This is a genomic window from Streptomyces sp. NPDC052721 (genome assembly GCF_040678315.1).
Classification (GTDB): domain Bacteria; phylum Actinomycetota; class Actinomycetes; order Streptomycetales; family Streptomycetaceae; genus Streptomyces.
The window spans coordinates 15,803-42,802 of the sequence record NZ_JBFATL010000027.1; the positions used below are offsets into that span (position 1 = coordinate 15,803).

Below are 27,000 nucleotides of genomic sequence, written 5' to 3' on the forward strand. Positions count from 1 at the left end.
CCGGCCACTGTGGTGGCCGAAAGCGGCCAGCCGCTTCCGGCAATTGCGAGCGCCGACTTCGCCTCTTTAGTGTGTGGCCGGCGACGAGCCAGTGCCGGGAGAGCGTATCGGGAAAGGACCAGCATTGACCACGCAGGAGAGCGCGACGAAACCGGCTCTGGCGACCACCACGTCGGGTGTTGTCGCGGGCAGGGTCCACGAGGGCGTCATATCGTTCAAGGGAATTCCGTACGCGGCAGATCCCTTCGGTGACCGTCGATTCCGGCCGCCGGAACCTCCGCAGCCGTGGGACGGAGTGCGCGAGGCATTCGCATACGGCCCGGCCGCACCGCAGCCCACCACCTATTCACTGGTGGACGCCACACCGCTCTATCCGTGGGGAACCGACTGCCTGAGCATCAATGTCTACACCCCCGACCTGGGGGAGGGGGCCCGGCTGCCGGTCATGGTCTGGGTGCACGCCGGCGGTTACAACACCGGCAGCGCCTCCACCTCCCGTGCGGACGGATCGGTCTTCGCCCGCGAGGGCGTCGTCGTGGTCGCGATGAACTACCGCCTCGGCGTGGACGGATTCCTGTCCGTGCCGGGCGGCACCCCGAACACCGGCATGCACGACGTCGTCGCCGCACTGCGCTGGGTGCGTGACAACATCGCGGCATTCGGCGGCGACCCGGACGCCGTCACCGTCTTCGGCAACTCCTCCGGCAGCGCCATCATCGCGGCCATCGCCAAGAAGGTCGCCGGCGAAGGACTCATCCACCGGGCCATCCTGCAGAGCCCGTGCCCCACGCTGGTCGTCGACGCCGAGGAGGGGCGCGCGGTCGCCAAACGCGTCCTCGGCGACCTGAAGGCCGAGACCGGCCTGCGCGACATCCCGCTCCGGGAACTGCTGGGCCGACGCCAGCGCGCCCTGGACGTCCGCTTCCGCGACGCCGGCCTCTGGAACCCGTACACCTACTGGTTCAGTCCCTTCATGCCGGTCGTGGACGACACCCTGTTCACCGACCCCGCGCTGAGCGAACGCATCCCGGCCTCCGTGGACCTCCTCATCGGCACCAACCGGGATGAGTCCCGCTACTTCTTCATGCGCAACGGACAGTTCCACTCGGCCACCGAGCAGGACCTGCGCGACGCCCAGAACGCCTACGACGTGCCCGACGCGTGCCGCACCGCCGCCGAGTCCCTCTACGGACACCTTCCCCTCGGGGAACAACTCGCCGAGACAGTGACCAACTGGATCTGGCGTGGTCCCACCATCGAACTGACCCGCCTGCACGCCGAGTCCGGCGGCAACACCTTCGCCTACGAATTCGCCTGGCGGCAGTCGCCGGCATTCGACGGCCGCTACGGCGCGGCGCACTTCCTGGAGGTGCCCTTCCTCTTCGACCAGCTCGACGATCCCGCCTTCGCGCCCCAAGTGGGCCCGGAAGCCCCCGCCGACCTCGGACTCTCCCTGCGCCGCGGCTGGATCCAGTTCGCCAGGACAGGCGATCCCGGCTGGCCCCGCTACGACGAGCAGCGCTCGGTCATGGTCTTCGACACCACGTGCCGCGTCGAACCCGACCCCCGAGAGCGCCACCGTGCCGCCTGGGACGCTCACATCGCCGGACCCACCCCTGGGTGACCATGCCGAGGCCGCTCGCCGACGCGCCCTGTCTGGAGTATCCCGATGCGTAGCCTGATCATCGACAACTACGACTCGTACACGTTCAATCTTTTCCAGCTGATCGCCGAGGTGAACGGGTGCGAGCCGGTCGTTCTCAGGAACGACGATCCACAGCTGGCGACGCTGGACCTGACGGCCTTCGACAACGTCGTGATCTCGCCCGGCCCCGGAAACCCGCAGACCGCGCGCGATCTGGGGTACGTGGGGGACGTCCTCGCCCGGGCTCAGCTGCCGGTGCTCGGCGTCTGCCTCGGTCATCAGGCGATCGCCCACGCCGCCGGGGCGAGGGTCGACCGCGCACCACGACCGCGGCACGGCCATCTCACCAGGGTCCGGCACCAGGGCACCGAACTGTTCAGCAGCGTCCCGCAGGACTTCACCGCCGTCCGCTACCACTCGCTGTGCGCGGACGAACCGCTGCCCGAGGCGATCGAGGCCACGGCCTGGGCCGAGGACGGTGTCGTCATGGCGATCCGGCACCGCACCCGCCCCCAGTGGGGAGTGCAGTTCCACCCCGAATCCATCGCCTCCGAGTACGGCCGCGAGATCATGGCCAACTTCAAGGAGATCACCGCCGTCCGCACCGGGAAGACCGCCGGCGGGGCGCGCGAGCGAGCACGGGACCTGCCGGCGCCCGCCGGCCCCAGGGGCCCGGCCCGTCCGGCAGGCGATGCCTACCAGCTCCTCGAAGTCACCGTCCCGGGCGCCGTGAACACCGAAGCGGTGTACGCGGAGCTGTTCGGGACGTCGGAGTACGCCTTCTGGCTCGACAGCAGCCGTGTCGAACCGGGACTGTCCCGGTTCTCGTTCCTCGGCGACGCCGCGGGGCCGCTCAGCGAGGTACTGACCTACCGGCTCGCCGACCATGCCGTGCTGGTGCGGAGCGCCGCCGGCGTGCACGCGGAGGACGGCAGCATCTTCGACGTCCTGGACCGCCGTCTCGCCGAACGCCGACTGAGCGACCCGGGGCTGCCGTTCGACTTCACCAGCGGCTATGTCGGCTACTTCGGCTACGAGTTGAAGGGGGACCTCGGCTCCAGGAACCGGCACGGCGCCGAGACACCGGACGCGGCATGGATATTCGCCGATCGCCTCATCGCCGTGGACCACGAGCGCGAACTCACCTACGTCGTCGCGCTGCACCGCGGTGACACGGAGACCAGGGCATCCGCACAGAAGTGGCTCGACGGCACCGCAGCCACCCTGGTCGCCCTGCTGAACCCGCTCGACGCCGCGGCGCGGACCGACGAAGCCGCGCTCGCCGAGGCGGCCGACGACACCGTCGATCCCCGGCCGTGGCTGGCCCGGGACACCGAGGGCTATGTCCGGGACATCGAAGAGTGCCAGAACCAACTCGTCGCCGGCGAGAGCTACGAGATCTGCCTGACGAACAAGGCCAGGATCCCCTTCCACGAAGACGACCTGGCCTACTACCGCAGGCTGCGCGCGTCCAACCCGGCGCCGTACGCGGCACTGCTCCGGTTCGGCGAGGTCACGGTCTTCAGCTCCTCTCCCGAGCGCTTCCTCAAGATCGACGGCGATCGCGTGGTGGAGACCAAGCCCATCAAGGGAACCGCACCCCGCGGCGCCGATCCCGCCCGGGACGCCGCCTTGGCCGCCGAACTGGCGAGCAGCACCAAGACACGGGCCGAGAACCTCATGATCGTCGATCTGCTGCGCAACGACCTGGGCCGCGTCTGCGAGGTCGGAAGTGTCGGCGTCCCGCGCTTCATGGCCGTGGAGTCCTACGCCACCGTCCACCAACTGGTCTCCACCGTACGGGGAGTCCTGCGCCCGGAGATCAGCGCCGTGGACTGCGTACGCCACTGCTTCCCGGGCGGATCGATGACCGGCGCGCCGAAGCTGCGCACCATGGAGATCATCGACGGACTGGAAACGGAGGCCCGGGGCATCTACTCGGGCGCGCTCGGCTACCTCGGGCTGACCGGCACCGCCGATCTCAACATCGTGATCCGCACCGCTGTGCGGTACCGGGACGAACTGAGCATCGGCGCCGGCGGTGCCATCGTTCTGGACTCCAGCCCGGCGGGCGAGCTGGACGAGATGCTGCTCAAAGCCAGTGCCTCGTTGCGGGCGCTGCCGTCGCGGCCCTCCCAGACCCTCGGGCGTCCGCTGTGACCGCCGCGGTGGCGGGCGGTCAGCGCTGGCTCTGGTCCGAGGCGGACGGCGGCTTATCCGCCGTACCGCCGGGCGGACCGGTCGGCGTCATCGACTCCTGGCTGGTGGCCGACGGCAAGGTCGTGGCGCTCGACGCGCACAGGGACCGTTTCACCACCGCCTGCGCCGCGCTGCTCTCCGTACCGCGTGCGCTCACAACCACCTTTCTCGACGCGGCAGTTGACCGCATGCCGGATCGTGGTCGCTGGTTCCCCCGGATGGAGTGCGCCCTCCTCGACGGTGAGCCGAGCTTTCACCTGTGGCTCCGGCCGGCGCCGCCTCGCGCCGCGGCCGTCCGGGTGTGGATCCACGACGGCGCCGACGAGCGACGCCATCCGTCGGTCAAGGGGCCGGACCTGGACTGGCTGGCCGACGTGCGGGCGGCGGCCCGGCGTCATGGGGCCGACGAAGCGGTCATCCTCTCCAAGGACGGCCGGCTGATCGAAGGCACGACGACCAGCCTGCTCTGGTGGCAGGGCGACACCCTGTACGCACCCGACGCCGAACGCCTGGACCTGCTGCCGAGCGTCACCCGGCAGACCCTCCTGAAGATCGCGGCCGCCTCCGGGACCCGCGTCGCCTACGCATGCCCCCGCCCGCAGGATCTGGCCGGGCTCGAAACGTGGGCCGTCAACGCACTGCACGGTATTCGGCCGATCCGGAAATGGGCGGGATTCACGATCGAGGCCGGACCGGCGCCGCGCGCACAGCTCTGGCAGGCACGTTTGGACGCGTTGGCATCGGAGCAGTGTCAGGAATCGGCCACTTCGTGAGAGCACGACGTGTGCCCCGCAATATGGCCGATAACTGTGCGACAGCCCAGGACTATCGCACTGCCGTGCCCTCGGCTATGTAACCTTTGCCCTGGCCTGCACTCGAAGTCGCTGACACGCGCTTCGCCGCCCGTGCCACCGAAGGCTTTGAAAAGTTTTGGGTTACCGGAATCTGAGCTGACCGGTCAGTGGCGTATGCTACGTGAGGCTGGCGTGGCCAGGGACGGTCATGGACGGCGAATATCGGCGGACCAGGTCGTGTGCCGACGAGCCGTTGCAGGACCCACTGTCGCAGTGGCAAGGCTGCGCGTTTCCTATTCTGTAGGGCTTGACGGGGGTTTGCCGATGGACCTTGTCGAATTTTCGGCCGTCTACAAGCGCGACCATCAGCCGGACTGGCCAGTCCGATCAGAGGTGCGCCGCGCTCGCGTCGCACTGGCCCGGGCGGCACCTTTGGTGTCGGCTTCCGACATCCGGCGATTACGGGCCCGGCTGGCGGAACCGGCATTCCTGCTGCACGCCGGAGACTGCGCCGAGACCTTCGAGGACAACACTCGGCTGTCGGTGGCGAATCGCGTCTCGCTGTTGCGGAGCATCGCCGACGTGATCGAAGCGGAGTGCGAGCGCTCGGTGGTGACCGTCGGGCGGATCGCCGGCCAGTACGCGAAGCCCCGCTCGGCACCGGTGGAGCGCCGAGCGGGGTTTGTGCTGCCGTCCTATTTCGGCGACGCGGTGAACGGCGCGGACTTCTCCGCGGGCGGACGCACGCCCGACCCCTGGAACATGGTTCGCGCCCGCGAACAGTCCCACAAGACCCTCTCCTACCTGGAGAGGACGGGCGTGTTCACGTCGCACGAAGCCCTGTTGCTCGACTACGAGCAGCCGCAGACCCGCCGCAGCACGGACGACGGCCGGGCCTACGCCCACTCGGCACACCTGCTGTGGATCGGCGAGCGTACGCGATCGCCAACCGGCCCCCACATCGCCTTCGCGGCCGAGATAGCCAATCCGATCGCCGTGAAGATCGGGCCGAGCGCCACCCCGGCGGACCTGATGGCCCTGCATGCCGTGCTCAATCCGGACAACATCCCCGGCCGGCTGGCCTTCATTTTCCGGATGGGACGCGGACGGGCGTACGACCTCGTCTACGCCATGCTGAGCCGTATGGTCGCGGAGGGCTGGGTGGACCGGGTCCTGTGCGATCCCATGCACGGCAATACGGTGGTCAGCCCGGCGGGCGTGAAAACACGCGTGGTCGCCGAGATCGAGGACGAGTTGCGGGCGTTCTTCAGTGCCTGCAATGATACGGGCGTCACACCGGGTGGAATTCACCTGGAGGTGAGCGGTGACGATGTCAGTGAATGCGTCGGCACGCAGGTCGAGGACACCTACCTTGCCGCGAATTACCGCAGCGTCTGCGATCCCCGGCTGAATCCCGAACAAGCCCTGTACCTTGCCCGGGTCGTGGCCGAATTACTGGCGTCGCACCGGGAATTCGACTCATGGATGGAATTGACATTGACGCATCAGTAATGCTGGACGTCATCTCTCGCGCATCGCGGGACTCATCGGGATCGGTAGTGTTAGAAGAGGTCGTCTTGTGTCCGTAGAAGCTCGATCGAATCGGGCAGTAGTGCTCGCCATGGCCTGTGTAGGGCAGTTCATGGTCTTGCTCGACAACACCATTGTAGGTGTGGCGCTGCCCGATATGAAGCAGCATTTGCACACCGGGTTATCCGGTCTGCAATGGATTGTCGACTCGTACGTGTTGCTGGTCGCCATGCTGTTGCTGACCGGTGGCGTCTTCGCCGACCGCTTCGGCCGTAAGCGGGTGTACCTGTCCGGCGCGGTGGTGTTCACCCTCGCGTCCCTGCTGTGCGCCGTCGCACCGTCGCTGGGCTGGCTGATCGCCGGCCGGGTGATCCAGGGCGTCGGGGCCGCAGCGCTGAGCCCCGGCTCGCTGGCCTTGCTCGCCGCCGCCTATCCCGTTCCGCAGGAACGAGTCAAGGCGATCGGACTGTGGGCCGGTATCAGCGGTATCGGCCAGGCGGCGGGGCCGCTGGCCGGCGGCATTCTGGTGGACGCCTTCGACTGGCGTGCCATCTTCCTGGTCAATGTGCCCATCGGTGTGTTCCTGGTGCTGGCCGCCCTGCCCACCGTCAACGAGTCGCGCAACCCGCACGCACCGGCCATCGACGTCCCGGGAACCATCCTGTCCATCCTGGGCGTCGGGGCGCTGACCTACGGGCTGATCGAAGGCGGTTCCAGGGGCTGGACCTCACCGCTCATTCTGGGCAGCTTCGCCGCCGCGGCAGTGATCATCGCCGTGTTCATCAGCGTGGAAGCACGCAATCCGACGCCGATGCTGGCGCTGCGACTCTTCCGGAACCGATTGTTCACGGTGTCCAACACCGCCATGGTCATGGTCGGTTTCGCGTTCATGGGTTCGGTCTTCTTCTTCTCGCAGTTCTTCGTCGCCGTGCAGCACAGTTCGGTACTGGCCGCCGGTCTGGAGACCCTGCCCATCGCGCTCGCCATGGCGGTCTGCAGCCCGTTCGCGGGCCGGCTGGCCGCGAAGTACGGCTTCCGGATCGTGGTCACCAGCGGCCTGGCCGTGGCCGGGCTGGGCCTGCTCACCCTGGGCTTCGTGCACGCCGACACGTCCTTCTGGAACATGTGGTGGCGGTTGGCGATCGCCGGTGTCGGTTTCGCCCTGGCCATGTCGCCGCTGACCGGCGCCGCCATCCAGGCGGTCAGCCCGCAGGAAGGCGGTCTCGCCTCGGGCATCAGCAGTACCGCCCGGCAGATCGGCGCCGTGCTCGGCGTGGCCGTCCTCGGCGCCATCGTTGTCACCCGGCAGTCCGGTGGCGCGTCCTTCGAGGCCGGTCTCGACAGCGCCTTCATCACCGCCGGCATCGCCACCTGGGTCACCGCGTTGTTCACCGGCCTGTGGCTGGTGAAGACACAGCCCGCGCAAACACCGGTCCCGGAGGCACAGCCGCAGGCGCAGACGACCGATTGACCCTGGTCAGGACGCGGTCCTGACACTGTTGGCTCGGCAGCCGGAACCGGCGGCTGGGCGGTGGCCTCTCGCTGGAGGGCCACCGCCCGAAGGCCGCCACCGCTTCCGGCTGCCGCCCCCAGGCAGCCGCTCGACAGCCGCCGCCTCTACGCCATCCCTCGACGGGACTTCGAGGGGGTGCTGCCCGGAACACCGTCGGACACTCACGGATTCACCCGCAATCACCGGAGCCGCCGACGCTGCCGGTCCGGCCCGGCACGGGAACGCCGGCCGAACTGCCGTCGACCGGTAGGGGACTCAGACGCTGCGGCTCCTCGACGAGGGCCGGACCCACAGGTCGGTCGCTCGCCCCCCGAGTATCTCCGAGAAGGGCGTCACACATCTGATGGGTAATGTCATGGCGAATCCAGGCACCTTCCACCGCACAGAGGCCGCGCCACGCGCACGGGAGACAGAGCCGGCCGAGAGGGGACTGCGCGAGGCCTACGCTCCGGGACGGTGTCGGGGATGAAGGAAGCTTCCGCTGCCGGCGGCATAACGGTCGCGGCCGAACAAGTCCGAGCGCAGCACGTCGCTCCGGACCTCGACGACCAACTGATCGTGCGCGTCTACGAGTACACCCTGGCACACGAGCCCGCCACCGTGTCCGAGGTGGCGACCGCACTGCGATTACCGCTGGCCGATGTCAAGCGAGCCATGAGCCTGCTGTGTGACCTGCGGCTGATGCGGCTCTCCGAGGGATTCAACAGCTTCCGGGCCATCTGTCCGGAGGTCGCGCAGAACGAACTGGTCATCCCCCTGCAGCGGGCGGTCAACGACAAGCGGCGTGAACTCGCCAGCATCCACGAGCGGCTGCACACCCTCTCGGGTATCTTCAGCAGCCTGCGCCGCTCGCACCAGCACAACGACAAGGTCGTATCCCTGCTCGATCCGCAGCAGGCGTCCCTCCATCTGGCGGACTCCCTGCGCTCGTGCACCTCAGAGGTCCTGGTCATGCAGCTCTTCGACCGCGGTCCGAGCCAGAGCTTTCCACCGGTCGAGCTGCCGATACCGCCGAGCGGGGTGCCGATCCGGCTGGTCAGCCCGCACTCGGCCCGGGCCAGGACAACCACCAGGGCCCGCCTGCGCCAGATGATCGACTCGGGCGCTCAGGTCCGCACCACCAACCACATCTTCGACAACATGGTCCTGGTCGGCGACGAAGCGGCGTTCGTGACCCAGCAGGTGCCGGCCGAGGAGATGCCGAGCGTGATCGCCGTCTACGAGCCGGTGATGATCTCGCTGCTGCACCGCGTGTACGACTTCGCCTGGCAGGCCGGCACGGACTTCGACGCCGAGGCCGTCTCCTACGGGGAGACGCTGACCGATCTCAACGCCGGCATCCTCAATCTGATGGCCCGGGGGCTGAAGGACGAGGCGGTCGCCCGCCGCATCGGCGTGGGCTCACGGACCTTCCGCCGCCATGTCTCCAACATCATGGAAAGACTGGGTGCCACCACCCGATTCCAAGCAGGGGTCTTCGCGGCGCGGGCCGGGCTCATCGACGGCTAGGTCGTGTCTCTTTGATGGGTGGGGCCGGTTGATCTGATCTGTCCGTCCGATTAGTAATCACCGATGCGATGTGGGACCGGATCGAGCCGCTGATGCCGGCGGATCCGGTCCGCGGGCGGCGATGGCCGACCACCGCCGCACTCTTGAGGCCGTCGCCTGGAAGTACCGCACCAACTCGCCCTGGGGGGACCTCCCCCACGAACTCGGCTCAATCCAGACCGCTCACAAGCGGCTGATCAGATGGGCCGTCGACGGCACCTGGGAGATGATCCTCGCCGCCCTCCTGACGGCGGCGGACGCCGACGACGACCCGGAGACCGGGAACCCCATTGCGGGGCCACGAAAACGGTAACGGGGGGCGGTCCATTCCGGCGAGCCAGCCGATCATGCGCTCGGACGCTCTCGCGGCGGGCTGAGCACCAAGGTCCACCTGGCCGCAGACGGCCGCGCACGGCCTCTCGCCTTTACCGTCACCGCAGGCCAGGCAGGTGACGCGCCCGCCTTCGAGACGGTGACGTCCCGCATCCGCGTGCCCCGCAGGGCCCGGGCAGGCCCGGGACTCGGCCCCTGGCCGTTCTCGCCGACCGCGCGTATTCCTCACGCGCCATCCGAATCCATCTGCGGCGCCGGGGCATCCCGTGCGGTCATCCCGCAGCCATCTGACCAAGTCGGCCACCGTCTGCGGCGAGGTCGATTCGGTGGCCGTCCGCCCGGCTTCGACACCGAGGTCCAGCTCGCGATCGCCTACCAGGCCGCACTCCACCCGAGAGGCAGAACCTACGTGCCGCCTCTTTGGCTTGGGGTGAGTGCGCGGATGACGTGGTCGATCAAGGTGTCGAGATACTCGGGCTCTGGCAGGCCGAGGTGGAAGACCAGGCGGTGGTACAGCGGGCCGTAGAACAGATCGAGGGCGACGTCCAGATTCGCGTCCGGGTGGAGCTGGCCCTGTTCTTGAGCACGCCGCATACGCTGCTCAAACTCCTCGATACGCGGCCGGATCAGGCGCTCGCGCACATCGCCTGCCAGGTCGGGGTCCCGGAGAGCGTCAGCGATCAACCCTGCGAGGGGGGCGTGCGACGGTGGGGAGAGGAAGCCGATGACGGCGACTAGCTGTGTGCGCATGTCGGTGGCGAGGTCGCCGGTGTCGGGGTGGGGGGCCGCGATGTCGGCTGCCTCGTGGAGGGCTTCGAGGACGACGGCGCCTTTGGACGGCCACCACCGATAGATCGTCTTCTTGCTGACGCCGGCGCGGGCAGCGATGCCTTCGATCGTCACTCGGCCGTACCCCTCTTCGCTGCACAGATCGAGCGCCGCGGCGAGGATCGCGTCATGGCTCTTCTGGCTGCGCCGCTGCGGGTTGGGGGGCTTGGTCACGGCACAACCGTAACAGGACACGACACGTGGCGTGTTGACAGATGCACGACCGCGCGGGCAGTCTCAACGCACAGGCGACACGCTACGTGTCGTGTCCCAATGGGGTGCGGGGCTTTGCGTCCTGTGCGCTGCATGAAGGTGAGTGGGGTTTCCTATGGACAAGGTGTTCTCGGCCGACGGCACGGTCATCGCCTACGAACAGCAGGGGTCGGGCCCTGCCGTGGTGCTCGTCGGCGGTGCGTTCATGACCCGCGGCGATTCCGCCGAGCTGGCAGGCCGGCTGGCCGAACGCTTCACAGTGATCACGTACGACCGCCGTGGGCGCGGTGACAGCGGGGACGCTCCGACCTACGACGTGCAGCGCGAGGTCGAGGACCTGGACGCGCTGATCGGGCACGCGGGCGGCAAGGCCATGGTCTTCGGTATGTCCTCCGGCGCCGTGCTGGCACTGGAGGCCACCGCCCGGGGCAGCGCCGTGACACGGCTGGCCCTGTACGAACCGCCCTTCATCACCGATGGCAGCCGTCCGCCGCTGCCCACCGACTATGTCGCTCACCTCAAGGAACTCGTGACGCAGGGGGCGTACGGCGATGCCGTGGCCTACTTCATGACGGCCGCGGTGGGCATGCCGCCCGAGGCCGTCGCCGGCATGCGCCAGGCCCCGTTCTGGGCCACCATGGAGGCCACCGCCCGGACCCTGCCCTACGACGGCCAGGTCATGGGCGACACCATGTCCGGCCGCCCCCTGCCCGCCGACCGCTGGCACTCCGTGACGATCCCCGTCCTCGTCGGCAGCGGAGACGCCGGCGCACCGCACATGTTGACCGGTGCCCAAGAACTCGCCGCCCTGGCGGACAATTTCTCCCTGCACACCTTCCCCGGCCAAGAGCACGACATCGACCCCAAGCTCCTCGCTCCCGTTCTGACCGACTTCTTCACCGCCGAGGCGAAGGCATGAGTAAGGTCTTCGCTGCCCTGGGCATGTCCATCGACGGCTTCGTCGCCGGCCCCAACGCCCGTCCCGACAACCCGCTCGGCGACGGCGGAACCCGGATCCACGAATGGATCTACGGCGTCGAGACCTGGCGAGCCCGCCAGAACATCGACGGCGGGCAGACCAACCAGGACGACGACATCGTCCAGGAGAATTTCGCCCGCGCAGGCGCCTACATCATGGGACGACACATGTTCGCCGAAGGGGAGGTCGGCTGGCCCGACCCGCCACCCTTCCGTGCGCCCGTCTTCGTCCTGACCCACACCCCGCGGGACCCCTGGGACAGACAGGGCGGCACCACCTTCACCTTCGTCACCGAAGGCATCCACAGCGCGCTGGACCAGGCCCGCAAAGCAGCCGGGAACAAGGACGTGCAGATCTCCGGCGGCGCCGACACCGTACGGCAGTTCCTCGCCGACGGCCTCCTGGACGAACTCCAGATCCACCTCGCGCCCCTCGTGCTCGGCGCGGGCGTCCGGCTCTTCGACGGCGTCTCGCCGGAACTCGGCCTCATGCCCACGCGGGTGATCGGCTCTCCGCAGGTCACCCACCTGACGTACCAGATCGGGGAGCGAGGGGCGTAGGCAGGCGGCAAGCAAGGGCGGCCGTGACCTGACAGCGGCGGGCACGTGTTCGCAACGGAGGCCAAGACCTTGCTGCGCTTGCGCCTCAAGAGAGACAGATCCTATAGGTCGTCTTGCGGCGGGCGGCCAGGGCCTCATGGTCGCGGGCCAGGCGGCGGTGGAGCATCAGCCATCCCTAGGTCCGCTCCACCGTCCAGCGCTTGGGCAGCGGGGTGAAGCCTGTTGTTCCGGGCGTGAGTTGGGCGATTTCCATGTCGATGCCGGGGGTGGCAGCGTGCTCGACGAGGTGCTGGCGGTAGTCGCCGTCCACCCAGACCTTGCGGGATGGCGGGATGGGCGGCGGCCACCTGGTCGATCAGGTCGGTGCCGGCGACCGGGTCGTGCCGCTCGCGCGGTGACCAGCACCGCCGGCAGCAGTCCGAGGGTGACGGTGACGACGCTCCGCTTGCGGCCCACGATCTTCTTCGCCGCGTCCGTGCCCTGGCCGGCGGCCGGCACGCTGGTGGAGGTCTTCACCAGCACCGCACATTTCGTGCGAAGGCCGGAGGCCCGAGCCGGGGTGCCGTCAACTGGTGGCCGAGCAGGTGTTTCTGTGAGGACGTCCGCCCAGTCGGGCCCGGCGGGCATGTCCTGGACCACCAGCCACGTCACCCGAACGGAATCGGAGCCTTCAAGCGCTGTTCACCAGCTGATCCTGGCGGCCACCGGCAGGTGGTCGCTGCCGGTGGCCGGCAGCACCCAGGAACTGTCCGGCTGCACGCCGCGGACCAGGATCTGGTCGATCCGCGCCACCGGGAACGTCGCCGGCCAGGTGAAGCCGAAGCCGTTCCCGGCCTCGCCCTGGGCGGAGCGCATCTGTGAGGTGATGCCGGCGAGCGCGCGGTCGTCCACGGTGCCGTTCAGGTCGCCGAGCAGCACCACCCGCTCGTTCCGCTCGGCGGTGACGGCTTCGGCGAGCGCCTTCGCGCCGCGGTCCCTGCTGTCCGTCCAGAAGCCCTTCCTGGGAAACACGCGTACGGACCCCAGGTGGGCCACATACACCCCCAGCGGTCCCTGGTCCGTGGCCACTGTGGTGCGCAGCGCCCGGGTGTAGGTCATCTTGACGTCGGCCGGCTTGGTGTCCGCCAGCGGCCCGTAGTCCATCTTGATGTCGACCGGCCGGGTGTCCGACAGCGGCAGTCTGCTCCACAGCCCGACCGTGCCCTGCACCGTGTGGTACGGGTACGCCTCCGCCAGTTCCTTCTCGTACGTGCCCCGGGCCTGCTCGGTCAGCTCCACGAGGGCCAGCACGTCCGCCCCGGAGGCGGCCAGGTCGCGGGCGGTGCCGGCCGGGTCGGGATTGGCGTCGCCGACGTTGTGCTCGGCCACGGTGAGGTCGCCGCCCGGGCGGGACTTGTCGCCGAGCAGGGCGCCGAAGAGGTTCAGCCACATCACGGCCGGCAGCAGCAGCGCGACCACCGCGGAGGCGGAGCGACGCCACAGCGCGCCGGTGAGCAGTACGGGGATGAACAGGCCGAACCATGGCAGGAAGGTCTCCACCAGGCTGCCGAGGCCTCCGCGGTCCGTGATCCGCGCGTGCAGCAGCAGGATCAGGCCCAGCAGCACCGCAAGGCCGGCGAGCACCGGGCCGCGCTTCCAGGGCCCCGGCCGGGAGGCGGCACGTACCGCCCGGCGGACGCGCGCACGCCAGGTCCCGGCGCCGGTGTCCGGGCGACGGGCGCCGCCCTGCCCGGTCTCCGCCGTGTCCACCTGCGTCATGGGCTGTCCTCGCTCACTGCCGGTGCCTGGCGGAGTGCGGGCGCGGCGAAGGACGGGCGGGCCGAGGGCTTCGGCCCCTGGGCGACGCAGGCTGTGCTGATCGCGTCCACGACGGCCGTCAGGCCGACGGCGCGGAGCCGGCGAATCCGGTGTTTCGTTGTTCGTGGTGATGGTGCGGTTCGGCGCATACCGCCAGTCAAGGCAACGCGGTGTTGCCGGCACGTATGCGTTTTCCGATACGCGGCCGATATACGCCGACTTGTAGCATCACGTGCATGCGTGTGTTGATCGTCGAGGACGAACCCTATATGGCGGAAGCCATCCGGGATGGCCTACGCCTGGAAGCCATCGCGGCCGACATCGCGGGTGACGGCGACACCGCGCTGGAAATGCTGAGCACCAACGCCTACGACATCGCCGTACTCGACCGTGACATTCCCGGTCCGTCCGGTGACGAGATCGCCACACGCATCGTCGCCTCCGGCAGCGGCATGCCGATCCTGATGCTCACCGCGGCCGACCGTCTCGACGACAAGGCCTCCGGGTTCGGACTCGGCGCCGACGACTACCTCACCAAACCTTTCGACCTCCGAGAACTCGTACTCAGGCTCAGAGCACTCGACCGCAGGCGTGCCCACAACAGGCCGCCCGTGCGAGAGATCGCAGGGCTGCGGCTGGACCCGTTCCGCCGCGAGGTCCACCGGGACGGCCGCTACGTCGCGCTGACCCGGAAGCAGTTCGCAGTGCTCGAAGTCCTCGTCGCCGCCGAAGGCGGTGTCGTCAGCGCCGAGGAACTCCTGGAACGCGCGTGGGACGAGAACGCCGATCCGTTCACCAACGCCGTGCGCATCACCGTTTCGGCACTGCGCAAGCGTCTCGGCGAACCGTGGATCATCACCACCGTGCCAGGCGCCGGCTACCGCATCGACACGCAACCGGAGGCCGGACACGAGGGACGAGACCGTGGATAGAGCGCCCGGGGTGAGCGTTCGCCTCAAACTCGCCCTCAGCTATGCGGGATTCCTGATGATCGCAGGTGCCTTGCTGCTCGCCGCCGTGTGGGTGTTCCTGCTGCGTTATGTCCCTGAGCGTGCGCTCATCGTCAACGCTGAAACCCCCACTCATGGTGTTTTTCCCGTCCGGTCCAACCTCCTGCGCGCTTTCGCCCCGTCGGCAGCCGCAGTACTGGTGTTCCTGCTGATATTCGGTCTCCTGGGAGGATGGCTCCTCGCCGGCCGCATGCTCGCCCCCCTGACCCGGATCACCGACGCCACCCGCATGGCCACGAACGGATCACTCTCCCACCGAATCCGGCTGACGGACCGCAAGGACGAGTTCCGCGAACTCGCCGACGCCTTTGACACGATGCTCGCGCAGATCGAAACACACGTCGCCGAACAGCAGAGATTCGCAGCCAACGCCTCTCACGAGCTGCGCACCCCGCTGGCCATCTCGAAGGCACTTCTCGACGTGGCCCGTACCGATCCGGACCGCGACACCGGGGAACTCGTCGCCCGCCTCCACGCCGTCAACACCCGTGCGATCGCCCTTACCGACGCACTGCTCCTGCTCAGCCGCGCCGAGCAGCGGTCCTTCACCCGGGAACCCGTCGACCTGTCCCTGATGGCGGAAGAAGCGACCGAAACACTCCTCCCCCTCGCGGAAAAGCACGGCGTCACCGTCGAGACCGGCGGCGACATCGCCCGCACGAGCGGGTCGCAGGCGCTCCTGCTGCAGCTGACCACGAACCTGGTGCACAACGCGATCGTCCACAATCTGCCGGAACAGGGCACCGTGTGGGTCAGCACCGGCGTGCGCCCCCGGACTGTGGTGCTCACCGTCGAGAACACGGGCGAGAAGCTCACCCCGCAGCTGGTCTCGACACTCACCGAACCGTTCCAGCGTGGCACCGAACGTGTTCGCACCGACCACGCAGGCGTCGGCCTCGGCCTGGCGATCGTCAAAACCATCACGCGCGCACACGACGGAACACTCACCCTCACCCCGCGTGCCGCCGGCGGTCTCCGCATCACTGTGGAGCTGCCCGCGGGGGCGGAGGCCGACGGCGTCAGCGGCCAGGCACAGCCAGATCACCCTGGACGTACTGGGCGCGACCGAAGCCGAAGGGCCAGTCCTGAGGGCCGTTCTCCATGATGCTGACGAAGATGTCCTCGCCGGCGATGCCGAGGGCTTCCAGATGCTTGGCGATGGTCCGGTAGAGACGTTGCTCGACCTCGGTCGAGTGCCCCGACTGGGTGAAGATCTGGATCATCACCAGGCCATCGGTCCGCTCGAAGCCGAGGCCGCGTCGAGGGCGATGACGTGGTCGGCGTCGTGCTCGGTGATGGTCTGGAACCTGTCCCGCTCGGGGATGTCCAGCACACCTTTTGCGTGGTGCTGTCGTGCAGCGGCGAGGGGGGGTCAGTGGGTGAGCGGCACCCACGTGCCGTGGGGTGCGACCCGCAGCAGGGAGGAGAGACCGGCCTCGTGGAAGGCCAGTTCGATCTCGGGCAGTCCTTCCGAGAAGTGGGCCCAGCCGTCGTAATGGGCCGGTACGACGATCTCCGCGCCCAGGACGGCCGCCGCGGCGGCGGCCCGGCGACTGTCCAGGGACAGAGGCCGCCCGTCGAACTTCGCCGGCACGCGTGCCGCTCCCGCGTGCAGGACGGCCGCGTCGATGCCGGGCACCCGGCGGGAGATCTCCGCGACCGTACGGATCGAGGCGTTGTCGCCGCTGACGTACACGGTGGGAAGCCCCTGCCCGGACAGCACGAACCCGATGACCTCGCAGTTGACGTTGCCGTCCGCGTCGCGTTCGCCGTCCTCGGGACCGTGGACGGCCGGAACGGCCAGCACGGTCAGATCGCCGCCGCCGTCCGGGCGGGGCAGGGAGTGGCCGGTCCACGGGGAGAGGCCGACGGCGGGTGAGCCCAGCCGCTGCGCTGCGAGCGGCCCGGTGAGCACCAGCGGGGCGGTCTTCGCGAACGCGCGGCCTCGCCCGTCGAGGTTGTCGGGGTGGGCTTCATGGCTGACCAGGACGAGGTCGACCGGTCCCACCGCGTCCTCGCCTGCGGCAGGCCCGGCTGTCTTGGTGAGGTACCCCTGGGGACCCGCCTCGTCGAAGGTCGGATCGCTGACGATCCGCAGGCCACCGATGTCGATGACGGCCGTCGGGCCGCCCAGCACGGTGACCGCGCATTCCTGCCGGGACAGCTCTGTGCTCATCGCGGCCCTCGCAGAGTGCTCCTGATGGTTCGGTTCACACCGCCAACGCTAACGATGTTCCGGCAGCCCGTGAAACGCCTGTGGTGACGCGTCCATGCGTCGCGGACACGGACGCCGGATCACCTGGTCACGGCGGGTGTCACTGCGATGCCGTCTGAAGGGAGGCGTCCAGGAACCGGCGGACCAGTGTCCGCTGGGAGTCGGGGAAGTCCGAGGCATGCCGGGCGCCCGCGTCCGGCGTCGACGCGCTGATCGTGCAGGCTCCGGCAGCCGGCGGGCACTCGGCCACCTTCACCACGGACCGGCCCCTCGCGGCGGTGCGGCTGCCCGACCTGGTCGCCTCCGTCCGCGGCGCCGTCGCCCTGCCCGTCATCGCCACGGGTGGCATCGCCACCGCCGCCGACGTGACGGCCGCCCTGAGCGCGGGGGCTCAGGGCGCCATGATGGGCACGGTGCTGCTGCGTACCTACGAGAGCGGAGCCTGCGCACCGCACAAGGCGGCCCTGGCCGACCGGCCTTCGCCACCACGACCGTCACCCGCGCCTTCACGGGACGGCCCGCCCGCGCCCTCCGCAACCGCTTCACCGACCGTTTCGACCGCCCGGCCCCGGCCGGCTACCCGGCCCCGCACCACCTCACCGCCCCCTCCGCAAAGCCGCCACCGCGGCCGGCGACACCCGCCTGATCCACCTGTGGGCCCGGACCGGTCACCGCGAGGCCTGGGCGGAGTCCGTCGCGGCGGCCTTCGAACGAAGCCGCGCCGAAAGCGAGGACGTCAGGCCGTGGCGGCGTGCGGGTCGTGGGCGCGGACCGCGGCGGCGATCGCCGCGTCGTGGGACCGGTCGCGGGCTTCGAGGCCGGCGATGACTCCCCTGACGTTCTCCCGCGGCTGGTTCTGACTGAGCTTGAACTTGGCTTCGACGCGGCTGATGACCAGCTCGACGCCGACGACGGCGCGCAGCTGCCGCTCGATGAACTCCGCCGGGGCCTGGTCGACGGACCAGGGCTCGTCCTGGCCGGCCTCGTGCCGGTCGGTCAGACGGCGGATCTGTGCCTCGATCCAGGCCGGGTCGTCGTGCACGACCAACTGCCCGTAGACGTGCGCGGTCATGTAGTTCCAGGTCGGCACCACACGATGGTGTTCGCGCTTGGTGGCGTACCAGGTCGGCGTGATGTACGCCTCGGGCCCGCGGACGATCACCATGGCCTCGCCCCGCACCGGCCGGCGCCACTGGTCGTTGGCGCGGGCCATGTGGCCGATCAGGGCGCCGTGTTCACCGGCGTCCGGGTCGTACGCGAACGGCAGCGGGGTGGCCACGAGCCCCTGTGGTGTCATGGTGATGAGATCGGACGCTCCGCTGTGGGTCAGCAGGTCGCGGACGGCGTTCTCGTCGGGCACGAAGTGTCGGGGGACGTACACGGGCATCCTCACAGGGGGTTCTCGCGCAGCCAGGCCAGCACCTGCTGCGCGTGGGCGTCCGGGGGGAAGACCGGGTAGAAGGCGTGCTCGATCACGCCGTCGCGGACGACGAGCGTGAGGCGCTTGAACAGTCGCATTCCGCCGGCCTCGAAGGTGGGCAGGCCGAGGGCACCGGCGAGGCCGAGTGCCGGGTCGGAGAGCACGTCGAAGGGCAGGCCGAGCCGTTCCACGACCTCCTTCTGGTAGCCGGTGTCCTGGCTGGACAGCCCGTACACGCGGCCGGCACCCGCCTCCAGGAGATCCTGGAAGTGATCGCGGAAGCCACACGACTCAGGCGTGCAGCCGCGGGCGCCCGGGATGGAGTTCCAGCCCTCCGGCAGGTCGGTGCCGGGGCGGCCGGTGAGGGGATAGACGTAGATCACCGTCCGGCGCGGGCCGAGCCCGTCCAGGCGGATCGGCCGGCCCGCCGTGTCGAGGAGCGTGAGCGGCGGAACCGCCGTGCCGGGGAGGTGGGCGGCGGCGCCGTCGTCCTCCGGGACGGGCAGGTCCACGGGCAGGGTCAGGTAGTCCGCATCCGCTGGTCCGGCCTCCTGGAGCGGTACGACCCTGCTGCCCCGGTGGGCCGCCACCCGCAAGTTGGTGATCAAGGCCGTACGGCGGGCGTTCAGGGCCTCGATGCGCTCGGTGAGCTCGTCGATGGCCTCCCGGTAGGTGGCCAGCGAGGAGGGGCAGTCGTCGGCGTGCACGCTCCCGGCGGCCAGGCACTCCAGGAAGGGGCGGGTGCGCTCGACGGGGATGCCCAGCCGGTGGAGGGCTCTGATCTCCCGGACGAGGCGTATGTCGTCCTCGGTGTAGGTGCGGTAGCCGTTGGCGAGTCGCTCGGGTGTGAGCAGGCCCAGCGATTCGTAGTACCGCACTGCTTTCGTCGTCGCGCCGGCCCGACGGGCAAGCTCACTGATCTTCATGCCGTTCACCTCGCTGCTCACGCTAAACCCTGCCCTGAGGGGCAAGGTCAAGCGCCGCGGTGAGCGGCGTCATGGATTCCGGAACGGGCGCCGACCAGGCGTTGGCCCGGTCGGCGCCCTTGTCCGGCGTCCAGGTGACTAGAAGAAGCCCAGCTTCTTCGGCGAATACGACACGAGCAGGTTCTTCGTCTGCTGGTAGTGCTCCAGCATCATCTTGTGTGTCTCACGGCCGATCCCCGACTGCTTGTAGCCGCCGAACGCCGCGTGCGCGGGATAGGCGTGGTAGCAGTTGGTCCACACACGGCCCGCCTGGATCGCGCGGCCGGCGCGGTAGGCGGTGTTGATGTCCCGGGTCCACACGCCCGCGCCCAGGCCGTACAGCGTGTCGTTGGCGATTTTGATCGCGTCGTCGAAGTCGTCGAAGGAGGCCACCGAGACGACCGGGCCGAAGATCTCCTCCTGGAAGATCCGCATACGGTTGTCGCCCTCGAAGATGGTCGGCTGGACGTAGTACCCGCCCTTCAACTCGCCCTCGTGCTCGACGCGTTCACCACCCGTGAGGATCTTCGCGCCCTCCTGGCGGCCGATGTCCAGGTAGGAGAGGATCTTCTCCAGCTGGTCGTTGGAGGCCTGCGCGCCGATCATGGTGTCGGTGTCCAGCGGGTGGCCCGGCTTGATGCGCCGGGTGCGTTCGACGGCCGCCTCCAGGAACTCCGCGTAGTGACCGCGCTGGATCAGCGCCCGGGACGGGCACGTGCAGACCTCGCCCTGGTTGAGCGCGAACATCGTGAAGCCTTCGAGCGCCTTGTCACGGAAGTCGTCGTCGTGCGCCCACACGTCGTCGAAGAAGATGTTCGGCGACTTCCCGCCGAGTTCCAGGGTGACCGGCTTGATGTTCTCCGAGGCGTACTGCATGATCAGCCGCCCGGTCGTGGTCTCCCCGGTGAACGCGACCTTCGCCACCCGCGGGCTCGACGCCAGCGGCTTGCCCGCCTCCACACCGAAGCCGTTGACGATGTTCAGCACACCCGGCGGCAGCAGGTCCGCGACCAGGCTCAGCCAGTAGTGGATGGAGGCCGGGGTCTGCTCGGCCGGCTTGAGGACGACCGCGTTGCCCGCGGCGAGCGCCGGCGCGAGCTTCCAGGCCGCCATCAGGATCGGGAAGTTCCACGGGATGATCTGCGCGACGACCCCGAGCGGCTCGTGGAAGTGGTACGCCACCGTGTCGTCGTCCAGCTCGCCCAGCGAACCCTCCTGCGACCGGATCGCCCCCGCGAAGTAGCGGAAGTGGTCGATCGCCAGGGGGATGTCGGCGGCCAGCGTCTCCCGGACCGGCTTGCCGTTCTCCCAGCTCTCGGCCACCGCCAGCGGCTCCAGGTGGGCCTCCATCCGGTCAGCGATCTTCAACAGGACGTCGGAGCGCTCCGCGACCGGGGTTCGACCCCAGCCGGGCGCGGCCTCGTGCGCCGCGTCCAGCGCCCGCTCGACGTCCTCCGCGGTACCGCGCGCGATCTCCGTGAACGGCTGACCGTTGACCGGTGACGGGTTCTCGAAGTACTGCCCGCGCGCCGGCGGCACATAGGCGCCGCCGATGTAGTGGTCGTAGCGCGCCTGGAAGGAGACGATCGCGCCTTCGGTGCCCGGCGCCGCGTAACGAGTCATCCTGGTTGCCTCCCGGTGCGGCGCTGCCCGCCGTTGGGCAGCTCTCGGCGCGAGGCTAGACACGCGGACGTTGCACGTACGTTGCGCCGCGGGTCCGCGCCCGTGACCAGCCGGCCGGCGCCACCAGTTCGGCCTCCAGCGCGGCGAGCCGGGCCCGGACCGGTGCCGTCGGGCGTACGGCGGCGAGCGCCCGCCACACCTCCAGGTCGTCCTCGCCCCACGGCGCGCGCGCCCAGTCCGCCAGCAGGTCGGGGTCGCCGTGCGCGATCAGCGCCGTGCGCAGCCCGCCGGCGAGCCGCTCCCGCAGCCGGACGATCGCCGGGGCCTGGGAACCGGGCAGCAGCGGGCCGGTGTACCCCTCCGCCGCCGCGGTCAGCGCACCTGTCTCCAGCCGCCGCTCGACCACGGTGGCGTCCGACTCGACCGCCGCCGTCAGCCGGTACGGCCGCGAGGCGAGCAGCCCCGGACCCAGCAGCCTGCGCAGGCGCGCCAGCTCGGCCCGCAGCGTCACCGGGGTCACCGACTCGTCCGCGTACAGTGCGCACAGCAACTCGTCGCCGCTCAGGCCCTCGGGATGCCGGGACAGCAGCACCAGGATCTCGCTGTGCCGACGGCTGAGCCTGATCCGCCGCCCGTGCAGGGTGAGTTCGGCCTCGTCCCGGCCGAGCGCGCTCAGCAGGGCCCCCTCCTCGGCGGCGCGCGGCGGGGCGAGCAGGGCGAGCTGTGCCTCGGCGGCCCGCGCCACCGCCTGCACGAAGCCGAGGCTGTGCGGATGGGCGAGCCCGTCCCCGCCGGTGATGTCCACGGCCCCCAGGACCCGTCCGGTGCGTGGATCGTGCACCGGAGCGGCGGCGCAGGTCCACGGCTGCACCTGCCGTATGAAGTGCTCGGCGGCGAACACCTGCACGGGCCGGTCCACGGCGACCGCCGTGCCCGGCGCGTTGGTGCCGACCGCGCTCTCCGACCACCGGGCCCCGGGCACGAAGTTCATCCGGTCCGCGCGGCGCCGGGTCGCCGCGTGCCCTTCCACCCACAGCAGGCTGCCGTGCGCGTCGCACACCGCCAGCAGATGCTCGCCATCGGCCGCGAACGTGCCCATCAACTCCCGGAACAGGGGCATCACCCGGGCCAGCGGATGTTCCGCACGGTAGGCGCCGAGTTCACCGTCGGTCAGCTCCACGCTGGCGGCGCCGTCCGGCCCGACACCGGCCCGCGCGCTGCGCCGCCACGACTCCGCCACCACCGACCGCACCGGACGGGGCACCGTGCCCACGGTGGTGAACGTCTCGTGCGCCCGGCGCAGCAACCGGACGCGCTCGGCAGGGTCGGCCCCCGGCTCCAGGGCAACCCACGGATCGGTCAACTCGGCCTCCCCGGACAGTGGAACGGTGTTGATGCGGTGCGGGTACGGGATGGTGATACGGGGTACGGCGGCTCCGGGCGGTGATGAGGCGGGCTCGGCGGTCGCACAGCGGCTGCCACGGCGGCTGGGAACCATCGTCACCCCGGGTGTTCGCGCGGACAACCGGGGCGACGGTGGCTCCGCCTCCGGCTAGGCGAAGTTGACCATTCTGATGTACCGCACCCAGTCCCAGTTCGGCCCCGGGTCGGTGTGGTCGGTGCCGGGCACCTGGTAGTGGCCGATGATGTGCTCCCTGTCCCGGGGGATGCCGTACTTGGCGCAGATCGCCGCCGTGAGCTTCGCCGACTCCTCGTAGAGGGCGTCGGTGAAGTAGGCGGGCCGGTCGATCCAGCCCTCGTGCTCGATGCCGATGCTGCGCGTGTTGTAGCTCCAGTTCCCCGCGTGCCAGGCGATGTCGGCCTCGTGCACGCACTGGGCGACGTGCCCGTCCGCCGAGCGGACCACATAGTGCGCGGAGACCTTCTTCTGCGGGTTGCTGAAGATCGCCAGCGTGTCGGTGTACGTCTCCTGCGTGACGTGGATGATCACTCGGTCGATGGCGTAGTCGTCGGGGCGGTCGGACGCCGTGTAGTTGGAGCTGCTGGCCGCCTGCCACTCGGCGGGCGGATAGTCGACGGCCGTGGTCTGCGCACCGGCCCGCGGGTCGGGAAGCAGGGCGTAGGGAACGGCGGTGAGTGCCGCGCCCTTGAGCAGCCGGCGCCGGCTGAGCCGGGGTCTGGCTCGGTCCATGTCCATGGCGGGACGCCTTTCGGGATGCCTCGGGGAATGCCGTTCGGCAGGCTTTCGGAAGTCGGGGGTACGACGGAGACGTCAGCGGCGCAGGGCTCGCGCGGTCTCCCGTAGCCGTGCGTGCACGCCGCGGTACGTCTCCCGCGCGGGCAGCCACTCCTTGCGGAGCTTGGCCACGCACGTGTAGTTCGTGTCGCACACGTTGGCCAACGGTGATTCGACCGCCTGGGTTGCGAATTGGTACGCGTCCAGCTCACTGAACCCGTAGTCGCGCACCAGCCACTGCACCAGGTCGAGCTGGGATATCCGGAACGCGTCCTCCAGCGGCCGGGCCGAGCCGGTCGAGATGATGTGCGTGTCCGACTCCAGCCGGGGCCAGGGTGTGGCGACGTCCTTGAGGAGGTCGACGACCACCACCGTGTTCATCGCGCACTCCACGGCCACGCCACAGGTCTCGCCCTCGCCCTGCCGGGCGTGCCCGTCGCCGAGGCTGAGCAGGGCACCCTCGACGTTGACGCCCAGGTAGCAGGTGACGCCGGCCCGCATCTCGGGCGTGTCCATGTTGCCGCCGTGGGCGTCCGGCACCAGGGCCGAGCGCACCTCCAGGCCGGCCGGTGCCACGCCCACCGTGCCGTGCATCGGGTCCATGGGCAGCTCCACCTGGAGGTCGCTGTCCCGCGCCTGGAACAGGGCCGTCCTGCGGGCCCGGTCCAGCTGCCAGATCCACACCCGCTCCGGCAGCGGCGGCTGCAGGGTGGCCGTCGTGTGCGTGGACGTCAGCGCGCCGAAGAGGGGGACCGTCGTGGACGCCGCCCAGTCGCGGGCCGGTTCGATCGACACGAAGTGCACGGCCACGGTGTCACCGGGCTCGGCGCCCTCGATGTGGAACGGGCCGGTCTGCGGATTGAGGTAGGGGAACTCGCACACCTCGGACACCAGGTCCTTCTCGGAGCGGACCCGGCCGGCGAAGCAGTCCTCCGTGTAGAGGTCGAGAACCGTGCCGGGCGCGATCCGCGCCGCGGGCGCCGCTCCGCCGAAGGTCCAGGCGTACTGGTCCGGTTCAGGGCGCACGGTGAGGATCCGGGGGTCGGTCATCGTGGCGTGACTCCCTTGTGAAGGCGATCCCCGGGGCGGGGGATGCGGGCGGGCGTGGCTGTCGCGCCACGTGAGGCTGGTCAGCTCGGCACGGATCCGTCCATGCAGCCGGCGCCGGGGTCGTGCGCGTCGAGGTGCACCCGCGCGGTCTCGGCTATGCGCTCGGGGTGCCGTCGTATGAGCACGAGCAGCACGACCACACCCGCCGCCATCCACGCGCCGACGACCGCACCGGCGTAGGACACCGGTGCCGTCAGTTCCGTCACGAAGTCGAACACCGGGAGGCCGGCGGCCGTCAGCAGGGCGGGGACGAAAGCGGTGATGCCCAGCACCGGGACCAGCAGGTGCCGTACCGGTTCGAAGGCAGCGCGGCGGGAGCGCAGGAAATGACCGGCGCAGGAGAGGTTCACGACGATGTAGACGCCGACGACGACCGTGACGATCACCGTGGCGAGCAGCAGGAACGCGGTCACCGGGTCGTAGGCGAAGCCGAGCCCGAGCACCGCTCCGACCGCCACGACGGTCTGCAGGGCGATGCCGGCCACGGGGGAGCGGTGCCGGGGGTGGAGCGTGGCGAGCAGGCCAGGCAGGACGCGGACGCGGGCCAGGGCGAAGGCCGTGCGGGTCGAGACGTTCGCGCTCGCGTTGGCGTTCGCGATCGTGGAGTTGACCACCGCGAGGAACACCAGCACCCAGAACAGACCGAACGAGGCCCGGGCGACGCCCTCCCAGGACGCCTCGCCGGAGGCGCCGAACTCCGCGAAGCGGTCGGGGCCGAAGTAGACGGTCATCGCGTACGTCGAGAGGACGTAGAACAGGCCGATGCCCAGGGCCGCTCCGAGGACGGCGCGGTGCATGGTCCGCCGCGGGTCGCGGGTCTCCTCGGCGAGCGGCGCCGCCGCCTCGAACCCGGCGAAGGCCAGCACCGTGTACACGGACCCGGCGAACACCCCGGCGGCTCCCGTGTACCCGTCGGCGGTGTGGGACGTACCGAACACCGACAGGGTGTTGGCGCTGCCCGCCTTGCCGATGAGCAGCACGGCGAACACGAGGAGAACGAGGATCTCGAAGACGCCGAGGACGGTGCCGAAGCGGGCGGAGGCGCGGACGCCCAGGTAGCCGGAGACGGCGATCACCCCGGCGCCCGCCAGCGCCCACGGCCACCACAGGTCCGCGGGATACGCCGGCCACTCCGCGTGCAGCGTGCCCGCCGCCGTGAAGCCCAGCTGGAGGAGCAGCAGGGGTGGCACCAGCATCTCCACGAAGACGTAGGCCCACCCGACGAGGAAGCCGACGGCCGGGTGCAGGCCCCTTGCCGCGTACGTCGCCACCGAGCCCGCCGCGGGCAGCTCCCGCGCCAGTTCGGCCACGCAGGAGGCGGTGAACAGACAGGCCACCAGGGCCACGAGCACCGCGAGCGGGAGGCTGCCGCCCGCGAAAGCGGCGCCTGACGGAATCGACGCCGCCACCGCGGCGGCCGGCGCCATCGCCGTGATGCTCTGGAACAGGACCTCGCGCAACCCGATGGCGTCGCGCCGCAGCGTCCCCGTCGTCTCCCCGTGCATGTGTCCCCCGATACGTGTCAGTCCGCTGCCACCGTCGCCTGTGCGCTCCTCACGTCCCTGACGCACGCCGTCCGGTGACGGTCCGTCGGCTGCGCCTCGCGTGAATCACGGTACGACTCGGGCGGGTTGGGCAGAAGGGCCTGCCACGGTTCCGTGGACGAGTCGCGGCTTGTGGACAACTTGCTCACTCGATCGGGTGACGCCTGGTCGTCTGCTGTGGGGCCGGCGCCTGGGCGTCAGCGCCGGTGACGGGCGCGCTCGACGCCTGGACGGTGCCGGAGGCCCGACGCCTCGCGGTCGGCCGACGCGGAGTCCGGCGCCCCGGCGGACCACGGCCCGTCGTGCGGCGACGGCTACCTCCACGCCCGGCGCGCCACAGACCGCCGTACAGCCACAGCCACCTGCCCACGCCCTGCCGGTCACGGCAGGCCGTAGCCACAGCGACCCCGCCCGTCGGCCACGACCCACCCGCGTCGTCAGCGGCGACCGCCAGCCCGCCCCCTCACAGCGGCACACCCTCCCGCAGATACACCACACCCCCGCCGCGCACCACCCCGTGCAGCGCCGTCAGCGTGGACCGCCGGGCGGCGAGTGGCAACCCGTGCAGTTCGTCGAGCGAGACCATCCCGTGCCGATCATGCTCCGCGCTCAGCCGCACCGGGGTGTCGGCGGCCATCGTGCCGCCAGGGAAGAAGCAGTCGGGAACCGGCCCGCTCCCGAGCACATCCGTCCGGCGGTCGACACCGAGCAGCGCGGGCCCCGGGGCGATGTCGATCCCGGTCTGCCCGCGCATCTCCCTGCGCGCCGCGACCGGGGATCCTCACCGTGGTCCAGCATCCCGCCGGGCAGCCACCACTGCGCGGCGTCGGGCCGCCCCGGAGCGTGGCGCAGCAGCGGCATGTGCCCCTGCCCGTCCAGCATCAGCACACACGAGGCGAGCAGCGCCCGCGGCCGGGACTTGATCCATTCCTCGCGGGGCGTCGACTCCGTCACCCGGCCCCCCGCGGTCGTGGTCC

General features: G+C 70.0%; 23 protein-coding genes and 4 pseudogenes. 12 read left to right on the forward strand and 15 right to left on the reverse strand.

All coding sequences use genetic code 11. The features are described from left to right. Positions 1-91: 91 nt before the first annotated feature. From AB0L21_RS24350 to AB0L21_RS24380, 7 genes and pseudogenes are all read left to right on the forward strand, one after another. Positions 92-1,624 (forward strand): carboxylesterase family protein, encoded by a 1,533-nt coding sequence (locus AB0L21_RS24350; protein ID WP_365786343.1) that lies wholly within the window; start codon positions 92-94, stop codon positions 1,622-1,624. Between the two features lie 45 nt (positions 1,625-1,669). Further along, positions 1,670-3,805, forward strand: coding sequence for an aminodeoxychorismate synthase component I (gene pabB, locus AB0L21_RS24355; protein ID WP_365786345.1), 2,136 nt, complete (start codon positions 1,670-1,672; stop codon positions 3,803-3,805). Next, positions 3,802-4,617, forward strand: a complete 816-nt coding sequence (locus AB0L21_RS24360; protein ID WP_365786347.1) for an aminotransferase class IV — start codon at positions 3,802-3,804, stop codon at positions 4,615-4,617. The genes pabB and AB0L21_RS24360 overlap by 4 nt, the downstream gene beginning before the upstream one ends. A gap of 345 nt (positions 4,618-4,962) precedes the next feature. Continuing rightward, a complete protein-coding gene (locus AB0L21_RS24365; RefSeq protein ID WP_365700822.1) occupies positions 4,963-6,150 on the forward strand; it encodes a 3-deoxy-7-phosphoheptulonate synthase in 1,188 nt (395 codons plus the stop codon). 109 nt (positions 6,151-6,259) lie between these two features. Further along, positions 6,260-7,639 (forward strand): MFS transporter, encoded by a 1,380-nt coding sequence (locus AB0L21_RS24370; protein WP_365701057.1) that lies wholly within the window; start codon positions 6,260-6,262, stop codon positions 7,637-7,639. Between the two features lie 507 nt (positions 7,640-8,146). After that, the gene (locus AB0L21_RS24375) at positions 8,147-9,190 is read left to right on the forward strand and encodes a LuxR C-terminal-related transcriptional regulator (RefSeq protein ID WP_365700820.1); all 1,044 of its coding nucleotides are present in this window, start codon (positions 8,147-8,149) and stop codon (positions 9,188-9,190) included. Positions 9,191-9,228: 38 nt separating this feature from the next. After that, positions 9,229-9,899 (forward strand): annotated as a pseudogene (locus AB0L21_RS24380) (IS5 family transposase); the annotation flags it as partial. Positions 9,900-9,967: 68 nt separating this feature from the next. Here AB0L21_RS24380 and AB0L21_RS24385 read toward each other — a convergent pair. Then, complete coding sequence (locus AB0L21_RS24385) at positions 9,968-10,564, reverse strand: TetR/AcrR family transcriptional regulator (protein WP_365700818.1); 597 nt, start codon at positions 10,562-10,564, stop codon at positions 9,968-9,970. 154 nt (positions 10,565-10,718) lie between these two features. Here AB0L21_RS24385 and AB0L21_RS24390 point away from each other — a divergent pair, with 154 nt between their 5' ends. Further along, positions 10,719-11,522, forward strand: a complete 804-nt coding sequence (locus AB0L21_RS24390) for an alpha/beta hydrolase (protein ID WP_365700816.1) — start codon at positions 10,719-10,721, stop codon at positions 11,520-11,522. After that, positions 11,519-12,142, forward strand: a complete 624-nt coding sequence (locus AB0L21_RS24395; RefSeq protein WP_365786349.1) for a dihydrofolate reductase family protein — start codon at positions 11,519-11,521, stop codon at positions 12,140-12,142. The genes AB0L21_RS24390 and AB0L21_RS24395 overlap by 4 nt, the downstream gene beginning before the upstream one ends. A gap of 178 nt (positions 12,143-12,320) precedes the next feature. Here the strand turns inward: AB0L21_RS24395 and AB0L21_RS24400 are convergent. Further along, positions 12,321-12,658, reverse strand: a pseudogene (locus tag AB0L21_RS24400) (IS5/IS1182 family transposase); the annotation flags it as partial. Positions 12,659-12,823: 165 nt separating this feature from the next. Continuing rightward, the gene (locus AB0L21_RS24405; RefSeq protein ID WP_365786351.1) at positions 12,824-13,900 is read right to left on the reverse strand and encodes an endonuclease/exonuclease/phosphatase family protein; all 1,077 of its coding nucleotides are present in this window, start codon (positions 13,898-13,900) and stop codon (positions 12,824-12,826) included. A 275-nt stretch (positions 13,901-14,175) separates the two neighbouring features. Between AB0L21_RS24405 and AB0L21_RS24410 the strand changes: the two genes are divergently transcribed. Beyond that, the gene (locus AB0L21_RS24410) at positions 14,176-14,871 is read left to right on the forward strand and encodes a response regulator transcription factor (RefSeq protein WP_365786353.1); all 696 of its coding nucleotides are present in this window, start codon (positions 14,176-14,178) and stop codon (positions 14,869-14,871) included. Then, on the forward strand, positions 14,864-16,054 hold the full coding sequence (locus AB0L21_RS24415; protein ID WP_365786355.1) for a HAMP domain-containing sensor histidine kinase: 1,191 nt from the start codon (positions 14,864-14,866) through the stop codon (positions 16,052-16,054). The genes AB0L21_RS24410 and AB0L21_RS24415 overlap by 8 nt, the downstream gene beginning before the upstream one ends. Here the strand turns inward: AB0L21_RS24415 and AB0L21_RS24420 are convergent. From AB0L21_RS24420 to AB0L21_RS24430, 3 genes are all read right to left on the reverse strand, one after another. Continuing rightward, positions 15,969-16,172 carry a tautomerase family protein gene (locus AB0L21_RS24420; protein ID WP_365786357.1) on the reverse strand — a complete coding sequence of 68 codons (204 nt, stop codon included), beginning with the start codon at positions 16,170-16,172 and terminating at the stop codon, positions 15,969-15,971. The genes AB0L21_RS24415 and AB0L21_RS24420 overlap by 86 nt on opposite strands. A gap of 149 nt (positions 16,173-16,321) precedes the next feature. Next, a complete protein-coding gene (locus AB0L21_RS24425; RefSeq protein ID WP_365786359.1) occupies positions 16,322-17,125 on the reverse strand; it encodes an MBL fold metallo-hydrolase in 804 nt (267 codons plus the stop codon). Positions 17,126-17,264: 139 nt separating this feature from the next. Continuing rightward, on the reverse strand, positions 17,265-17,423 hold the full coding sequence (locus AB0L21_RS24430; protein WP_365786447.1) for a hypothetical protein: 159 nt from the start codon (positions 17,421-17,423) through the stop codon (positions 17,265-17,267). Between AB0L21_RS24430 and AB0L21_RS24435 the strand changes: the two are divergent. Next, positions 17,380-17,574: pseudogene (locus tag AB0L21_RS24435) on the forward strand (nitronate monooxygenase); the annotation flags it as partial. The gene AB0L21_RS24430 and the pseudogene AB0L21_RS24435 sit on opposite strands and share 44 nt — an antisense overlap. Before the next feature lie 326 nt (positions 17,575-17,900). Here the strand turns inward: AB0L21_RS24435 and AB0L21_RS24440 are convergent. From AB0L21_RS24440 to AB0L21_RS24480, 9 genes and pseudogenes are all read right to left on the reverse strand, one after another. After that, positions 17,901-18,545 (reverse strand): FMN-binding negative transcriptional regulator, encoded by a 645-nt coding sequence (locus AB0L21_RS24440; protein ID WP_365786361.1) that lies wholly within the window; start codon positions 18,543-18,545, stop codon positions 17,901-17,903. Positions 18,546-18,553: 8 nt separating this feature from the next. After that, on the reverse strand, positions 18,554-19,531 hold the full coding sequence (locus AB0L21_RS24445; protein WP_365786363.1) for a MerR family transcriptional regulator: 978 nt from the start codon (positions 19,529-19,531) through the stop codon (positions 18,554-18,556). Between the two features lie 117 nt (positions 19,532-19,648). After that, a complete protein-coding gene (locus AB0L21_RS24450) occupies positions 19,649-21,172 on the reverse strand; it encodes an aldehyde dehydrogenase family protein (protein ID WP_365786365.1) in 1,524 nt (507 codons plus the stop codon). Positions 21,173-21,227: 55 nt separating this feature from the next. Further along, positions 21,228-22,535 (reverse strand): GAF domain-containing protein, encoded by a 1,308-nt coding sequence (locus AB0L21_RS24455; protein ID WP_365786367.1) that lies wholly within the window; start codon positions 22,533-22,535, stop codon positions 21,228-21,230. A 189-nt stretch (positions 22,536-22,724) separates the two neighbouring features. Next, entirely contained in the window at positions 22,725-23,324 is a 600-nt protein-coding gene (locus AB0L21_RS24460) for an N-acetylmuramoyl-L-alanine amidase (RefSeq protein WP_365786445.1), read from the reverse strand. Between the two features lie 81 nt (positions 23,325-23,405). Then, the gene (locus AB0L21_RS24465) at positions 23,406-24,419 is read right to left on the reverse strand and encodes an acetamidase/formamidase family protein (protein ID WP_365786369.1); all 1,014 of its coding nucleotides are present in this window, start codon (positions 24,417-24,419) and stop codon (positions 23,406-23,408) included. A gap of 80 nt (positions 24,420-24,499) precedes the next feature. Beyond that, the gene (locus AB0L21_RS24470; protein ID WP_365786372.1) at positions 24,500-25,984 is read right to left on the reverse strand and encodes an APC family permease; all 1,485 of its coding nucleotides are present in this window, start codon (positions 25,982-25,984) and stop codon (positions 24,500-24,502) included. Positions 25,985-26,486: 502 nt separating this feature from the next. Then, positions 26,487-26,777 (reverse strand): hypothetical protein, encoded by a 291-nt coding sequence (locus AB0L21_RS24475; protein WP_365786449.1) that lies wholly within the window; start codon positions 26,775-26,777, stop codon positions 26,487-26,489. Between the two features lie 77 nt (positions 26,778-26,854). Continuing rightward, positions 26,855-26,905 (reverse strand): annotated as a pseudogene (locus AB0L21_RS24480) (hypothetical protein); the annotation flags it as partial. Positions 26,906-27,000: the final 95 nt, after the last annotated feature.

Coding starts and splice junctions, on each gene's coding strand:
- AB0L21_RS24420 (WP_365786357.1), bottom strand. CDS start 16,172: ATGATCCAGATCTTCACCCAGTCGGGGCACTCGACCGAGGTCGAGCAA.
- AB0L21_RS24460 (WP_365786445.1), bottom strand. CDS start 23,324: ATGGACCGAGCCAGACCCCGGCTCAGCCGGCGCCGGCTGCTCAAGGGC.
- AB0L21_RS24425 (WP_365786359.1), bottom strand. CDS start 17,125: ATGAGCACAGAGCTGTCCCGGCAGGAATGCGCGGTCACCGTGCTGGGC.
- pabB (WP_365786345.1), top strand. CDS start 1,670: ATGCGTAGCCTGATCATCGACAACTACGACTCGTACACGTTCAATCTT.
- AB0L21_RS24475 (WP_365786449.1), bottom strand. CDS start 26,777: ATGCGCGGGCAGACCGGGATCGACATCGCCCCGGGGCCCGCGCTGCTC.
- AB0L21_RS24390 (WP_365700816.1), top strand. CDS start 10,719: ATGGACAAGGTGTTCTCGGCCGACGGCACGGTCATCGCCTACGAACAG.
- AB0L21_RS24410 (WP_365786353.1), top strand. CDS start 14,176: ATGCGTGTGTTGATCGTCGAGGACGAACCCTATATGGCGGAAGCCATC.
- AB0L21_RS24470 (WP_365786372.1), bottom strand. CDS start 25,984: ATGCACGGGGAGACGACGGGGACGCTGCGGCGCGACGCCATCGGGTTG.
- AB0L21_RS24375 (WP_365700820.1), top strand. CDS start 8,147: ATGAAGGAAGCTTCCGCTGCCGGCGGCATAACGGTCGCGGCCGAACAA.
- AB0L21_RS24370 (WP_365701057.1), top strand. CDS start 6,260: ATGGCCTGTGTAGGGCAGTTCATGGTCTTGCTCGACAACACCATTGTA.
- AB0L21_RS24395 (WP_365786349.1), top strand. CDS start 11,519: ATGAGTAAGGTCTTCGCTGCCCTGGGCATGTCCATCGACGGCTTCGTC.
- AB0L21_RS24405 (WP_365786351.1), bottom strand. CDS start 13,900: ATGACGCAGGTGGACACGGCGGAGACCGGGCAGGGCGGCGCCCGTCGC.
- AB0L21_RS24450 (WP_365786365.1), bottom strand. CDS start 21,172: ATGACTCGTTACGCGGCGCCGGGCACCGAAGGCGCGATCGTCTCCTTC.
- AB0L21_RS24365 (WP_365700822.1), top strand. CDS start 4,963: ATGGACCTTGTCGAATTTTCGGCCGTCTACAAGCGCGACCATCAGCCG.
- AB0L21_RS24465 (WP_365786369.1), bottom strand. CDS start 24,419: ATGACCGACCCCCGGATCCTCACCGTGCGCCCTGAACCGGACCAGTAC.